This is a genomic window from Cohnella sp. GCM10027633 (genome assembly GCF_042675445.1).
In the GTDB taxonomy this organism is placed as follows: domain Bacteria; phylum Bacillota; class Bacilli; order Paenibacillales; family Paenibacillaceae; genus Cohnella.
In genome coordinates, this window is record NZ_JBHTGV010000004.1 from 153,651 (window position 1) to 167,773 (window position 14,123).

At 60.0% G+C, this 14,123-nt stretch carries 12 protein-coding genes; 1 reads left to right on the forward strand and 11 read right to left on the reverse strand.

Annotation, left to right across the window (positions count from 1 at the left end; genetic code table 11):
- Nucleotides 1-456: 456 nt before the first annotated feature.
- From ACFQZG_RS12195 to ACFQZG_RS12205, 3 genes are all read right to left on the reverse strand, one after another.
- Nucleotides 457-2,061 (reverse strand): response regulator transcription factor, encoded by a 1,605-nt coding sequence (locus tag ACFQZG_RS12195; RefSeq protein WP_378152794.1) that lies wholly within the window; start codon nt 2,059-2,061, stop codon nt 457-459.
- Entirely contained in the window at nt 2,039-3,880 is a 1,842-nt protein-coding gene (locus ACFQZG_RS12200) for a sensor histidine kinase (RefSeq protein WP_378152796.1), read from the reverse strand. The genes ACFQZG_RS12195 and ACFQZG_RS12200 overlap by 23 nt, the downstream gene beginning before the upstream one ends.
- A 144-nt stretch (nt 3,881-4,024) precedes the next feature.
- Nucleotides 4,025-4,357 carry a YerC/YecD family TrpR-related protein gene (locus ACFQZG_RS12205; RefSeq protein WP_378152798.1) on the reverse strand — a complete coding sequence of 111 codons (333 nt, stop codon included), beginning with the start codon at nt 4,355-4,357 and terminating at the stop codon, nt 4,025-4,027.
- 219 nt (nt 4,358-4,576) lie between these two features.
- Between ACFQZG_RS12205 and ACFQZG_RS12210 the strand changes: the two genes are divergently transcribed.
- Nucleotides 4,577-5,038: an aminotransferase gene (locus ACFQZG_RS12210; protein WP_378152799.1), complete on the forward strand. Its 462-nt coding sequence runs from the start codon at nt 4,577-4,579 to the stop codon at nt 5,036-5,038.
- 57 nt (nt 5,039-5,095) lie between these two features.
- On the opposite strand, the gene ACFQZG_RS12215 is transcribed toward ACFQZG_RS12210, so the two are convergent.
- The 8 genes from ACFQZG_RS12215 to ACFQZG_RS12250 form a co-directional block, all read right to left on the reverse strand.
- On the reverse strand, nt 5,096-6,040 hold the full coding sequence (locus ACFQZG_RS12215) for a DUF1861 family protein (protein WP_378152801.1): 945 nt from the start codon (nt 6,038-6,040) through the stop codon (nt 5,096-5,098).
- 83 nt (nt 6,041-6,123) lie between these two features.
- Nucleotides 6,124-7,131, reverse strand: a complete 1,008-nt coding sequence (locus ACFQZG_RS12220) for an inorganic phosphate transporter (protein WP_378152802.1) — start codon at nt 7,129-7,131, stop codon at nt 6,124-6,126.
- Nucleotides 7,132-7,158: 27 nt separating this feature from the next.
- Nucleotides 7,159-7,773, reverse strand: coding sequence for a DUF47 domain-containing protein (locus tag ACFQZG_RS12225; RefSeq protein WP_378152804.1), 615 nt, complete (start codon nt 7,771-7,773; stop codon nt 7,159-7,161).
- A 271-nt stretch (nt 7,774-8,044) separates the two neighbouring features.
- Nucleotides 8,045-9,133 (reverse strand): DUF3048 domain-containing protein, encoded by a 1,089-nt coding sequence (locus ACFQZG_RS12230; protein ID WP_378152805.1) that lies wholly within the window; start codon nt 9,131-9,133, stop codon nt 8,045-8,047.
- A 161-nt stretch (nt 9,134-9,294) separates the two neighbouring features.
- On the reverse strand, nt 9,295-10,116 hold the full coding sequence (locus ACFQZG_RS12235; RefSeq protein WP_378152807.1) for an alpha/beta hydrolase: 822 nt from the start codon (nt 10,114-10,116) through the stop codon (nt 9,295-9,297).
- 784 nt (nt 10,117-10,900) lie between these two features.
- Nucleotides 10,901-12,166, reverse strand: a complete 1,266-nt coding sequence (purD, locus tag ACFQZG_RS12240; RefSeq protein WP_378152808.1) for a phosphoribosylamine--glycine ligase — start codon at nt 12,164-12,166, stop codon at nt 10,901-10,903.
- A gap of 2 nt (nt 12,167-12,168) precedes the next feature.
- Nucleotides 12,169-12,915, reverse strand: a complete 747-nt coding sequence (locus ACFQZG_RS12245; RefSeq protein WP_378152810.1) for an IMP cyclohydrolase — start codon at nt 12,913-12,915, stop codon at nt 12,169-12,171.
- A 19-nt stretch (nt 12,916-12,934) separates the two neighbouring features.
- Nucleotides 12,935-14,113, reverse strand: coding sequence for a phosphoribosylaminoimidazolecarboxamide formyltransferase (locus ACFQZG_RS12250; RefSeq protein WP_378152812.1), 1,179 nt, complete (start codon nt 14,111-14,113; stop codon nt 12,935-12,937).
- Nucleotides 14,114-14,123 lie beyond the last annotated feature (10 nt).

The window sequence follows — 14,123 nt, forward strand, 5'->3', positions numbered from 1 at the left end:
GCTTTTACGGTGACGGGCTGGTCTGCTGGCAGCTGTCAACTTGCGATACATGTTTATGAACTTGAATAACGATACGATGGCTTGCTTTCCCTTTCGGAATTCCCTTTCGAGACTACCGTTACGCCAATCATTCCATGTCCTTTAAGTCGAACATTTCCGCATTCAACGTTTGGCCGAACATGAATGCCGTATCCATTGATGACAACCCGCTTTGCGTAATCTCTGATCCATCGGATTGATTAATAAATCTGACTCGCCACATCTATCATCACCTCCCCGCATTAGTATAACCCAATTATTACACAACACTCTCAAAAAAGTCAAGGAATTAACGTAAGTTAAACTTTTGCAGAATGGTTAAGCATTTTGTCGAATTGTGCCGTATTAACAAAACCCCGATCGATCGGAGTATTCCGATTCCATCGGGGCGGTCTATGAACAAGAAAATGCCGGCGTCTAGCCTATATTCTGGTACTTCTTGCGGTATTCCTGCGGCGTGTAGCCCGTCGTCTTCTTGAACAGCTTCGCGAAGTACGAGAAGTGCAAGTAGCCGAGCCCCTCCGCGATGTTGCTGATCTTGTCGTTCGTCTCCCGCAGCAGCTTCTTCACGCGCTCGATCTTCAGCCCGACGATGTAGTCTGACAATGACAAACCCGTCTCCTTGCGGAAAAGCCTAGACAGATACGCCGGGTTCCGATACACCGAATTCGCGATATCGTCCCTGCTGAGCTCCTTGTGGATGTTGTCTTGGATGTACGCTTGGATCTTCGCGATGACCGCCGACGCGTCGCGCTGGCTGACGATCGCCTGGCCGGCCTTGGCCAGCGCCTTCGTCGCCCACGACTGCATGAGCGCCGGCGTGCGCGCGGCTTGCCCGTCCTGAACGTCCTGCACCGTTAGCGTGTCGTACAGCGACATGCCCCGGCGGCTCGCCGCCTGGAACAGCAGATGCGCGAAGCCGAAGTAGAACAACTCGAGCGCCTCGCGGCTCGCTCCCTCCCCTTGGAACCGCGCCATCGTCTCCTCGATCGCCTTCGCCAGCTCGTCGATCTGGCCGCCGTCGAGCAGTAGCGCCCAATCGGCGAACGACGGCATCGCAAGACCCGACGCGGCCTGCGCGTCTCCCGCCGGCGCGTTCCTGCCGTCGACGACCGTCTGCGTCTGCGACACGTTCGTCCGCTCCAGCTGCGTCAGCCGCTCGAGCGCCTCCGGCAGCTCCAAGATGCGGACGTGTTCACCGATATAGCACGATACCCGGCAATGGAAGTACTCTTGGCACGCCCGCACGTACTGCAGGCAGCTGCGGTGCAGCTCCGCGCGGTCGGTCGTTCCGCCGTACAGCAGCGCGAGGTTCAGCTCGTTACGGTCGACCATGATCGTCCCCGCCTGCTCGCCGAGGATGATCTCCGTCGCCGCCTTGCGAACCGCGTACTCCATGATGCTCTCGTCGCGGGCGTCCAGCTCCCGCTCCCAGCCCTCGATACTGAGCAACACCGGCAGCACCCTGCCGTCCGCCTCGAGCGGAATGTCGTACAGCGAGAGCTCCCGGTTCAGCCGGCTCGGCGAAGCCGGCGCCTTGCCGGCCAACACCTCGTGCCAGAACCGCTCGATCAGGATCGGCAGCTGGTTCGTCCACTGGCGCCGGTACGTCTCGAGCGTATCCTCGAACGCCTCCTGCTCGCGCCGGCGCTCGATCTCCTCGATGCCCCGCCGCACGATGTCCTTGAGCAAGTCGTGATCGACCGGCTTCAGCACGTAGTCGAAGCTGCCGTAGTGCAGCGCCTCCCGCGCGTATTCGAACTTCGCGTGCCCCGTCAGGAAGATCGTCAGCGTCGACGGCGACACCTCGCGCATATACTTGAGCAGCTCGATTCCGTTCGCTCCCGGCATCTCGATGTCCGAGATGACGAGATCGACCCGCGTCTCCTGCAGATGGCGCTTCGCCTGCTCGACGTTCTCGGCTTCGAGGATCGTGCCGATCGGCATGTCACTCCAGTCGATGCCTTGCGTGATGCCCTTCAGTGCGTAGATCTCGTCGTCAACGACCAACAACGTCAGCATCGTAATCCCCCTCCGAGTCCGGGCGTTCGCCCGCTTCGTCCGTGTCCGTATCCGTGTCCATGTCGATCCGGCCCGCGCGCGACGACGGCAGCTTGATCTCGACGATCGCGCCGCCTTCCTCCGCGTTGCGGAAGAGGATGCCGCCGTCGTCTTCGTATAGCATTTTGAACCGCCGCAGTATGTTCCATATCCCGAGATGCTGCTCGCCCGTGCCAGCCATATAGACGTTGCTCTCCAAGTCTCTCAGCATCTCCTCCGGGAAGCCCGATCCGTTGTCCGAGACGACGATCCGGATGTAGCGCCCCGGTTCGGCCGGATCGTCCTCGGAGCGGATGGTCACGCGGAACGGCGTGCCGTCCTGCACCCTGCGGTTGAAGCCGTGGATGATCGCGTTCTCGACGAACGGCTGGATCATGAGCGGCGAGATGTCGGCGGACAGATGCCGCTTGTCGACGTCGATCTCGTAATCGAGCTTCGACACGTATCGCAGCTTATGAATCTCTAAGTAATTCTTCACGTGGCTGATCTCGTCCTCCAGCCGCACGACCGACCGGTGGCTCTGCATGAGGAACCGGAAGTAGTCAGCCAGATGGAGCGACAGCTTCTGCACCGACTTGAAGTCCTTCAGCGCGGCCAGGTTGTAGATGATATTGAGGCAGTTCATGTAGAAGTGCGGATTGATCTGGATCTGCAGATGCTTGTACTCCGCGCGCTGTACGCGCAGCTGCTCCTCGTAGATGTCGATCTTCAGTCGCTCGATCTGCTCGGCCATCTGATTGAACGTGCCAGACATGAACGCGAACTCGCTGCTCTGGTCGGTCGGGAGCCGGACTTCGAGCCGCCCTTGCCCGATCTTCCGCATCCCGCGGATGAGCTCGACGAGCGGCTTGAACATGACGCGCTGCAGGAACAGCAGGTACAACGACAGCAGGAGCGCCATGAAGAGGGGAATCCATACGTACAGCATTTTCTGGAAGAAAGGCAAGTTACGCAGAATATACGATTCCGGCATGACGATCGAATAGTGGAAGTCCGTGTACGCGGAAGGCTTGGAGAGCACGAGATACGACTGCCCTCCCTGACGAAGCACCCCGTAGCCGTCGTTCATCTCGCTCACCTGCTTGCGGAACGGCTCGTCGGCGAGCGGCTCGAATGCGCTGTCCGCGATGACCGTGCCCGCCGAGTCGATGAGGAACGTGCTGCCGTCTGTCCCGACCTCGAAGCTGTCCATCCCGCGCATCAAGCTCTCGGCCCGCACGAGAATGCCCGCGAACACCTCGGAGCCCATGTCGACGAACTTCAGCAGGTAGTGGGTATCGCCGATCTTCTTCGTCTCCCATTCGGGGGAGAACGCGAGCGTGCTGTTCTTCAGGTTCGCGGTCGTCCACTCTCTGAGCGCCGTCTGCTTCAAGGTAGAGTTGCCGCTATATTGCGTCGTCAGGAAGATCTCGTCTTCCCTCCGGTTGTAGACGAACAGCGAGTCGATGTTGTAGTTCATGCCGAGGGAGTTGCCGATGAAGTTGTTCTGCAGGCGAATCTTCGCGAGCGTGTACCCGTCGTCCGTCGCGGACAGATTCTTGATGCTCGCGATATCGGGGTCGCTCTGCTTCAGCCGGAGCAAGTAGTAGACGAACTCGAGCAGAATCTTGTCGTTCTCCCGCACGTTGACGGAGAGCAGCTTGTTGTAGTTGCTGGATACCTGCTGACGGACGACGTTCATCGCGTACAGGTTGTTGTAGATAATGAATGCGACGATCGGCACGATGATGAGCAGGAAGCCGAACACGATCTTGAACCTTACCGATTGCCAGTATTTCATGGCTCCGCTCCTCTAAGGACGATGTTGCCCCTAGCATAACCTACCTTTTCCAATGTGGGCAATAGCAATTCGATAGGGAGCGGCATACGCCAAAAAACGCCGCTTGTCCCGTTCCGGGGCGCAAGCGGCGTCTGAGGTTGCCGTTCAGTCTTGGGTTACTTCTTCGGCAGGCTTCGTCTCGTTGCCGAAACGTCCGAGCCGATCGAGCGTCAGCTTGTAGCCGTCGTTGCCGTAGTTCAGGCAGCGCTTCACGCGGGAGATCGTGGCCGTGCTCGCGCCCGTCTCCGATTCGATCTGGTTGTACGTATGCCCCTTGCCGAGCATGCGCGCCACTTCCAGACGCTGCGAGAGCGACTGGATCTCGTTGACCGTGCACAGGTCGTCGAAGAAGACGTACGCCTCCTCCACGTCCTTCAAGGTCAGAATCGCTTCGAACAGTTGGTCGATCGATCTATCGTTCAGCTTCTTCAGTTGCATGATTACGCGCTCCTTCCGTCCGCTCGCTTCCGTTGCCGATCCGCATGGGCGTCGGTACGTCGATTCCGAAGCTAGCACACCTATGCTCATATTGTACTGCGGAGCATCGTATACTTCAAGCATCACCGCATTACAGAGTTAAAATGTCGCCCGCACGGGCATCCGTCCATGCCGATCGGGTCATTCGCACATAGGATAGCAAAAAAAGGGTGTGACTTCATGAACGACCCGTATCCGTATCCGTACGTTGACCGCAACTGGACATCCGGCCAGCAGGACGGATTCCCCGGACTGGAGGCGCAAACGTTCTCCGGTCCTCCTGCGGAGATCCATACACCGACCGTCCTTCCCGCAGCCCCCGCGGCGTCGGGCGCGTCCGCCTTACTATCCAAGCTGCCGTTCAACATCCAGAACCTGAACGACGTCAAGGCGCTCGTCGACCGGATGGGCGGCATCGAAGGCGTCATCGCCACCGCGGGCAAAGTCCAGAAGTTCATGTCCACGGTGCAGCAGGTCGCTCCGCTGATCAAGCTGTTCATGGGCAAAAAAGGTTCGTCGTCGAGCAGCTCCGGGGTGAGCACGTCTCGGCCGCGCAGAAGGCGTCGAACGTCCGCCAAGCGGAAGCCCGCCGCCCGCAAGCGCGCCGGCGCCGGGTCCGGGTCCGGGGGAAAGAAGCGTTAACGCGCGAATGGCCTGAGCCGGGAAGAACTCCCGCTTCAGGCCATTCGTCTGTCTGTCTTACTTCTCGTATTCCAGGAACGGATCCGGCAGCCGGATGACGTGCGCTTGCGCGTCGCTGACGCCCGTATACAGGGAGGCCGTCCCGTCCCCGTGGCGGATGAGCCCGCCGCTGAACAGGACGTCGATCAGATCCGGCCGCTTCGCCGGCCCGTCCGGGAACATCGCTCGCGTCGCGATCAGCTTGACCGGCGTCGTGCGGTGCGAGGCCGGGTCGTAGACGAACACCATCGGGTAATAGTGCCGGATGTTGTTCTCTTCCATTCTCGCGATATGGCCGAGCACCCCGATCTTGCCGTCCGGCAGTAGATGCGCTTCGTTCGCGCCGCCCCACTCGTCCGGCAGGAACTGATTCTTGAACAGCCGCGCCGAGGAGATGATCTCCTCCGTCAATTCCGACAACGCGCCGACTTCCGTGTAGCCGATGAGCGCGCGGGCGCCCTCGACCATCATCGGCCGCGTGAACACGCCGATTCTGCCGTTCTGCAGCTCGATGAGGCGGATATCCTTCATCGTCAGCGGGCCTTGGGCGAACGCTTCCAACCCCGAGATCGAGTAACCGCGGTAGAATACGGTGCGCCACGAGGTGACGTAATGCGGATCGTCGCCGTCGAAGTACACCTCGACGCCGCCGAACACGAGCTCGCCTCCGATGAACGTGACGAACGGATCCTGCAACGCGAATACGGGCGCGCCGTTGCGCGGAACCCATTCGCCTCCCCGCTCGACGAAGAACGCGACCTCGGACGATTCCTTGTCGCGGTCCTCCACGCGGCCGGCGATAACCGGCTCGCCGTTGTCCATGAACGGCGCGCAGATGTTATAGACGTCGCGGTTGCCGACGCCGGCGAACCGAAGACGTTCGCCTCTCGCGTCGGGCGCGACGGCCATGAACTCTCGCAGCAGCTCTTCGCATGACTTCGCCCGTTCGGTGTATACAAGCATAGGTGTCCTCCAGACTCGGCGCGATGACAGATCCCGTTACGATATTGTAGTACCGGCAGGCGAATTCGGTTCGGGCTGCGCCTTTAATTCAAGAACGGACTGAGCCCGTAATAGATGAGCGCGGCGAACACGCTGACGATCGGGATCGTGATGAACCAGGTGACGATGATCCGCCCGGCGACGCCCCACTTGACGCTTGAGAACTTCTTAGCGGCGCCGACGCCGAGAATCGACGACGTGATGGCGTGCGTCGTGCTGACCGGGAAGCCCATGATCGTCGCGACCTGAATGACGCCGGCCGCACTCGCGTCCGCGGCGAAGCCGTTGATCGGCTCGATCTTGAATATTTTCGTCCCCATCGTCTTGATGATCTTCCAGCCGCCTATCGACGTGCCGAGAGCCATCGCGAGGGCCGCGGATATTTTTACCCAGAATGGGATCGGTTGATCCATGTCCGTCTGAATATTCCCGGCGACGAGCGCCATCATGATGATGCCCATCGCCTTCTGCGCGTCGTTCGTGCCGTGCGCGAACGCTTGCCAGGCGGCCGTCAGCCGTTGACCCCATCTGAAGCCCTTGTTGATCTTGTGGGGGCTGACGTTCGCGAGCACCTGCTTGAGCAGGAACATGATGATGTAGCCGATGACGAACGCGATGATCGGCGAGAACACGAGTCCCAGGACGATCTTGGTGAAGCCGCTGTAGTGAATGCCGCCGAAGCCTTCGGACGCGATGACCGCGCCCGCGAGCGCGCCGATCAGCGCATGCGAGGATGAGGACGGAATGCCGAACCACCACGTGATCAGGTTCCATCCGATCGCCGCGATGAGCGTCGCGATCAGCACCGTCAGCCCGTGATCCAACTGAAGCGGATTGGCGATGTCCTTGCCGATCGTCTTGGCGACCCCGGTGAAGGATAGCGCGCCGAGCAAGTTCATCGTGGAAGCCAGGATAATCGCAACGCGAGGCGTCAGGGCTCGCGTGGACACGGAGGTCGCGATGGCGTTCGCCGTATCGTGGAATCCGTTAATGAAGTCGAAGCTTAAAGCCAGCGCTACGATAATAACGACCAATGTCAATGTGTAATCCATATTGTCGATTCCGTCTCCGTTCGCCGATTATGAATTACGCATAATGATCGATTGCAGCGTATTCGCGACGTCTTCGCAAGAATCGGTCGTCTGTTCCAAGCGTTCGTACACTTCTTTGTATTTGATCAGCTCGATCGGGTCCTTGACGTTCTGGAACAGGTGCTTGATGCCCTGGCGCATCAAGTCGTCGCCCTCGTTCTCGAGCTCGTTCAGTTTGACGCAGTGCGGTTGAATCGCGAGCAGCTTCTTCTGGGTCAGCAGGTAGATCGCCGTCTTGATCTCTTGTGCGCTGTTGCGCAGGCAGACGCCGAACTTGCGGATGAACGGATCGGCCTTGGCGATCTGGTACATCTCGAACCGGGAAGCGCAAGCCTCGATGCCGTCCAGCACGTCGTCGAGCTTCTTGATGAGCTCCATGATGTCTTCCCGCTCGATCGGCGTAATGAACGTCTTGTTGAGCTCGGTCAGAATAATATGGGTGAACTTGTCTCCCTTATGCTCGAATTCCTTCATTTCTTTCGCGAATGCCGTCACGTCCGGCAGATCGCCGTTCACGGCGTTAGCGAAACGGTCGACCGTCTCGTAGATGACTTCGGCCATTTCTTCTAACGTCTTGAAGAAAATGTCTTTTTTACGGAACACGGATAGCCCTTCTTTCCCATTGAGTACCTGCTTGATTTAACGCGATTCAAGACCAGAATTTACATTCCGATGACCATTGAATATTTTATCACAGGGCGAGCGAGCATGGTATGTCTACCTTTGACACTTTCGACACATTTTTTAAGGTTGCCTTCGAGGGGGAATCGTAGTCGGCGAGAGGGGATTTTTTTGCTTGCGGGGGCCGCATGGCAAACGCCGAGGAACGTTGCGTTCCCCGGCGTCTTAGTGTATTCGCGTATTCGGTTATCGGTTACTGATAAGTCAGGTACGAGCTTAGCGCCTTCGCGCTCGGCACGACGTGGTAGTAGGTGACGCCCGGCAGGAACGGGAGCTCCTTGCCGTCCTTCACGAGCCGGATGACGTCGCCTTGCTTGCGCTCCCACTTGCATTCGATGACCTTGCCTTGCTGGAACAGCACCGCGTCGCCGCCCTTGTCGAGATCGACGACCAGCCTTCCGTAATCGTCGTACGTCTGGACCTTCGTGGCGAGCACGGCCAGGTTCGTCGCCGTTAATTGCGCGTTGTTGTTCTTGTCGATATGCGGCTTGTCGTTGATGGAGCGATTATAGAGCTTCGTCGCGGCGTCGTACGCGTACGACACCTTGTAATCCTCGATGGCGAACTTGATCTTGATCTCCGTCGCCGTCGCGGCGGTAATCAACCCTGGAGGAGCCGGGTCGAACGTCAGCAGCGGCACCGTCGCCGTCTCGGGATACTTGCGTTTCGCCGCGCCCGCGCGCAGCTTCTCGAGCGTCGTATAGACGTTGTGCGGCGCCTTGCGCGAATTGTCGCGGTAGAACGATGCGCCGGAGTTGTTGATCTCGTCGAGCGTCTGCTTCTTCTGCCGCTGGATGATCGCCAGCGCGTCGTTGCTCGCGCCGACGTGGGCGATGACGCTGTTATAGAACTCGCCGACTTGGATGAAATAAGGCCGTATACTGCGTACCGGTCCGATCGGATCGGTGAATTCCTTGCTCTGGAAGATGGCTACGAGCCGCGTAATGCCGCCCTCGGCTTCGATCTCCCAGACGGTATCCGCTTGGGTGAGTCCGGATTGCGGCCGCGCGGGCCCGAAGTTGTTGATCATGACCGCGAACGGCCGGTTCGTGACCGTCTGCTCGACCGGCAAGCCCGTCAGAGGCGCGGTGAACGCGGCGACCGGCGTCGGCGCAGGCGTCGTAGACGGCGTCGGGGTCTCGGTCGGCGTAGCCGTGGCGATGGCGGTTTCGGTAGGCGCGATGGTCGGTTCGTCGTTGCCGCTGCATGCGGCGATCCCGACGAGACTGAGAGAGAGTGCGACTGCTGCGTACTTCTTGCTCCAAGTGAGACGCGATATCACGAGTGAGATCCCTCCGTCGGCATTCGGGTTTATTCGGGGTATTCTCCCATTAAACCATAACCGGCGGAGCTTGTCTTGATCTCATTGTCGCACAGGGGGGCGAGGTCGTGCGGGAAGATAGCGATCATGCGTGAAAAGCATGCGATTATGCCGATTGGTCGTCAGATGCTCCAATGCTGCCAGTCTTGCTGGCGCTTCTCGTGGCTGTTCAGCCAGGAGAGCGTGGAGTCGAACAGCTCCCTCTTATGCTGGCCGTGCGTGTAAGTGTGGTCCGCCTGGAACAGGATGTTCTTGTCGCAGCGGCCTTCCCCGCGCAGCCAGAACGTCTTCTCCAGCAGGAAGCTGTAGTCCGCCGGGATGATGTCGTCCGACGTGCCGTGCGCGACGAACACGTCTCCGTGGAACTTCGGCGCCTCCTGGAACGGCTGGTGCTGCTGCAGCGATTCGAAGAACTGCGGCTTCAGGCGGTAGCCGAGATAGTCGGCTTGGCCCTTGCTGGCCGCTTCCTCGAACACCTTGCGTCCGACGATGCGGACGATATCATTGAACGGATGCGCGACCGGCGACCAGAGCGCGAGCGACTTCACGCGCTTATCCCGCGTCGCCGTCAGCAGGGCGACCGCCCCGCCGAGGCTATGCCCGATCAGCGTCACGCGCAGCGGATCGACGCAGTCGAGGCTCACGCCGTAGTCGAGCACCGAGCGGGTTTGCGCGATCATGGAGTCGAGGCCGTGCTCGCCGTATACGCCGCCGCTCTCTCCGCAGCCCGCGAAGTCGAAGCGGACGACGAGGTACCCGTTGGCGGCGAACTGCCGGCTCGCGAGCAGGAACAGCCGGTCGACGCCGATCCGGTTGCCGACGAAGCCGTGGCAGATGACGACGAGCGGCATTTTGTTCGCCGACAGCTGTTCGTCCTTGACGGGGTAATGAATCGTCGCCGTGAGCGAGAGGTCTTCGTGGCGGATCGCGATCGGTTTTTCCATGGGGCATTCCTCCTATGATTGCATAACCATTAATTCCGATAAGTTAACTATGAATTAAAGGATACCATCGTTGGAGGCGCGTGTCAACGGCGAGTTGGAGGCACTTGGCAAATTAGAGTCGTTTGTTTCTCGCTCCTCCCCCGGTGTGCGTTTATGGCGCCCAAAGGCGTGTGGTGTGGCGGTATGTTGGCGGTAGAGACGCGGTTTGGGGGATGGCGATCACTCATTTGGGTGGGAGTTTGCGGGGGAAGTTGGGTAAATGTTGTATGGGTGGCGTTGTTCGGGTGCGTCATCGGCGGTTTAGCGTTATGAGGTAACGTTACTGCGCCGCGTTCAGCATCACCGGCGATTTAGCGTTATGAGGTAACGTTACTGCGCCGAGTTCGCCTTCATCTGCGATTTAGCGTTATGAGGTAGCGTTATTGCGCCGCGTTCCCATGTTCGGCAATTTAGCGTTATGAGGCAGCGTTATTCCGGCGCATTCGCCGCCATCGGCGGTTTAGCGTTATGAGGTAACGTTACTGCGCCGCCAACATTTGGGCACACTATGGCATAACCTCCGGCGCGCCCGCGTGCCGGGACAATCGAAAGGAGCATCCCCATGAAATCGTTCGTCGAATGGCTGTCGGACCATACGCTCACGACGGTGCTCGTCTTAGGTACGGTCTACGCGGTCTGGTTCGTCGTCGCCCACCGCAAAGAACTGTTCTACAAAGAATAGCACCGCTCGCCATCCCGCCGCCTGAGCAGACGGGATAACGAGCGGTGCCATATTAAGAACGACTTATACGAGCGCTTTGGCCGCAATGTCGGTCCGGTTCATTTTGCCTTCGAACGCGATCTTCTCCGCGGCCGCGTACGCTTGCGCGCGCGCTTCCGCGATGCCGGCTCCGCGTCCGACGATGCCGAGCACGCGCCCGCCGTTCGTGACGATGTTGCCGTCCTTCGACGCGGTGCCCGCGTGGAACACCAGCGCCTCGTCCTCGCTCACGCGATCGAGTCCCGAGATCGGGAGCCCCTTCGGATACGAGCCCGGATAGCCGCCGGAAGCGAGCACGACGCATACCGCCGCTTCGTCGCTCCACGTAATGTCGATCTCGTTCAACCGGCCGTTGATCGACGCCAGGAAAATATCCAGCAAGTCCGTCTGCAAGCGAGGCAGCACGACTTGTGTCTCCGGGTCACCGAATCGGGCGTTGAACTCGATCGTCTTCGGACCGTCCTTCGTGATCATGAGCCCCGCGAACAGCACGCCGCGGAACGGACGTCCTTCGGACACCATCGCGCGGGCCGTCGGCTTGATGATGTTCTCGATCGCTTCGTCGATGATCGACTGATCGATGTGCGGCAGCGGCGAGTACGTGCCCATGCCGCCCGTGTTCGGACCTTTGTCGCCGTCGAACGCCGGCTTATGGTCTTGCGCCGGGGACATCGGACGAACCGTCTCCCCGTCCACGAACGCCAGGATGGACATTTCCTGTCCTTCGAGGAACTCCTCGATGACGACTTTATCCCCCGCCGCGCCGAACGAACGGCTGACCATCGTCTCCTCGAGCGCCTTCTCCGCTTCCTCGCGGGTGAAGCACACCGTTACTCCTTTGCCCGCGGCAAGACCGTCCGCCTTGATGACGATCGGCACCGGCTGCGATTGCAAGTAATCGCGCGCGGCCGCGTAATCCGTGAACGTCTCGTACTTCGCCGTAGGGATCTCGTATTTGCGGAGCAGATTTTTCATGAAAATCTTGCTGCCCTCGATCTCCGCCGCATTCTTCCGAGGTCCGTAGACCGGCACGCGAGCCGCTTCGAAAGCGTCCACGATGCCCGCCGCAAGCGGATCGTCCGGTCCGACGACGACGAGGTCGATCGCCGTGTCTTGAGCGAACTGAACGAGGCGGTCGAATTCGAACACGCCGATCTCCACGTTCTCCGCCAGGAGCGCGGTTCCCGCGTTGCCCGGCGCGCAGTACAACTGCTTCACCTTGTCGCTGCGGTTCAGCGCCCACAGGATCGCATGCTCGCGGCCGCCGCTTCCGATGACTAATACGCGCACGCTCAAGCCCCCCTCTCGGATTCCTTGTTGAAGACGTTCAACGTGAACGTGCCGTCGTCGATGCGGATCGACTTGACGAGCAATGAGATCTTATTGTCTTCGTTCAGCAGGTTCCAGTAGAACTGGGCCGTCTCTTGCGCGTCGTCGAACAACGGCGCCAGTTGCGGCTCTCCCGCGAACGAAGGCAGCGGATTGCCGTCGCCGACGTACGTCGAGATGAAGTGGCCGTAGCCCGCGATCGCCTTCTCGTAGTGGAAGTATTGGCGCTTCGTCTGCGACTCATCATTCTCGTTCGACTTCAGAATCGACAGCTTGTAGGCGTTCTGCCGGTCGTTCAGATCGACGAGGCCGGAGATGCGAGGCGTGAAGTTCTGCGGATCCGGCTCGTACGTGCGCGTCGCGAGCGCTTGCTCGAACGTGCCGCCTTGGCGGATCGCGTCGTAGATCGTATCCGTCTGGTCGCCGTTCGTCACGATATGCGCGCCGCCCTCATGGCGGAGCGGATAATAGATGATGAGCGAAGGGTCGGACAGCTTGGCCGGATCGGCCGCTTCGGTGTGCAGGAACCCGTTATTTTCCGGTACGAAAATCCGATTCCGGCTGTTCTCGCTGCGTCCCATGATCCAATATACTTGCACGAATCTCGTCGCGTCAGGCGTCAACCCGATGATGATACCGCGACCCGGATACGAGTTGTTGCTTAGTTGCTGTACGGTCTGATCCGCCAGCTGTTGCCACTTGGCCGTCATATTCGTCGCCACCTTCCGATTAATGATGGAACAGGCGCACGCCCGAATACACCATGACCATGTCGTAGTCGTTCGCCGCTTGCACCACTTCTTCGTCGCGCAGCGAGCTGCCCGCTTGGATGACGTAGGTCACGCCGCTGCGGCTTGCTCGGTCGAGGTTGTCTCGGAACGGGAGGAACGCGTCCGATCCGTACGATACGCCCTTGAGACCCTTGAGCCATTCGCGCTTCTGCTCGGCAGTCAGGCGAGCAGGCACCTCGTCGAAGCACTTCTCCCAGCTGGCTTGCTCGAACGAAGTCACTTCGTCCTCGAGCCACAGGTCGATCGCGTTGTTCTGCTCGGCGCGCGCGAGTCCTTCGCGGAACTTCATGTTCAGCGCGGCAGGGTGCTGGCGAAGGAACCAACGGTCGGCCTTGTCGCCAGCGAGGCGCGTGCAGTGGATGCGGGATTGCTGGCCCGCGCCGATTCCGATCGTCTGGCCGTCCAGCGCGTAGCAGATCGAGTTGGATTGCGTGTATTTAAGTGTAATCAGGGCAACGAGCATATCGCGCTTCGCGTTGTCCGGCAAATCCTTGTTCGCGGTAACGACTTTCTCGAACACGGAAGCGGCGTCCGGCACGGCGGAGTTGCGCTCCTGCTGCAGCTTGAGGCCGAACAGCGTGCGCGTCTCGATCGGATCCGGCACGTAGTCCGGGTCGATCTGCAGAATGAGGTACTTGCCGCCCTTCTTCTGCTTCAGAATCTCGAGCGCTTCCGGCGTATAGCCCGGCGCCACGACGAGGTCGGACACTTCGCGCTTCAGCAGCTGCGCCGTCGAAGCGTCGACGACGTCGCTCAACGCGGCCGCGTCGCCGAACGAAGACATGCGGTCCGCGCCGCGAGCGCGGGCGTAAGCCGTCGCCAGCGGAGACAGCTCGGCGCCGTCGACGAAGTAAGCCTTAGCTAGCTCCGGGGAGATCGGCGCGTACACAGCCGCTCCCGCAGGGCTCACGTGCTTGAAGGACGCCGCTGCCGGCAGTCCCGTCGCTTGGCGCAGCTCGCGCACGAGCTGGAACGCGTTCAACGCGTCGAGCAGGTTGATGAAGCCCGGGTCGCCGTTGACGACTTGGATCGGCAACTGCTTGCCGTCGGCATGCAGCTTCGCTTCCTTCTGGTGCGGGTTCATGCCGTAACGCAATACGATTTCTTTATCGCTCATTGTAGGAGGT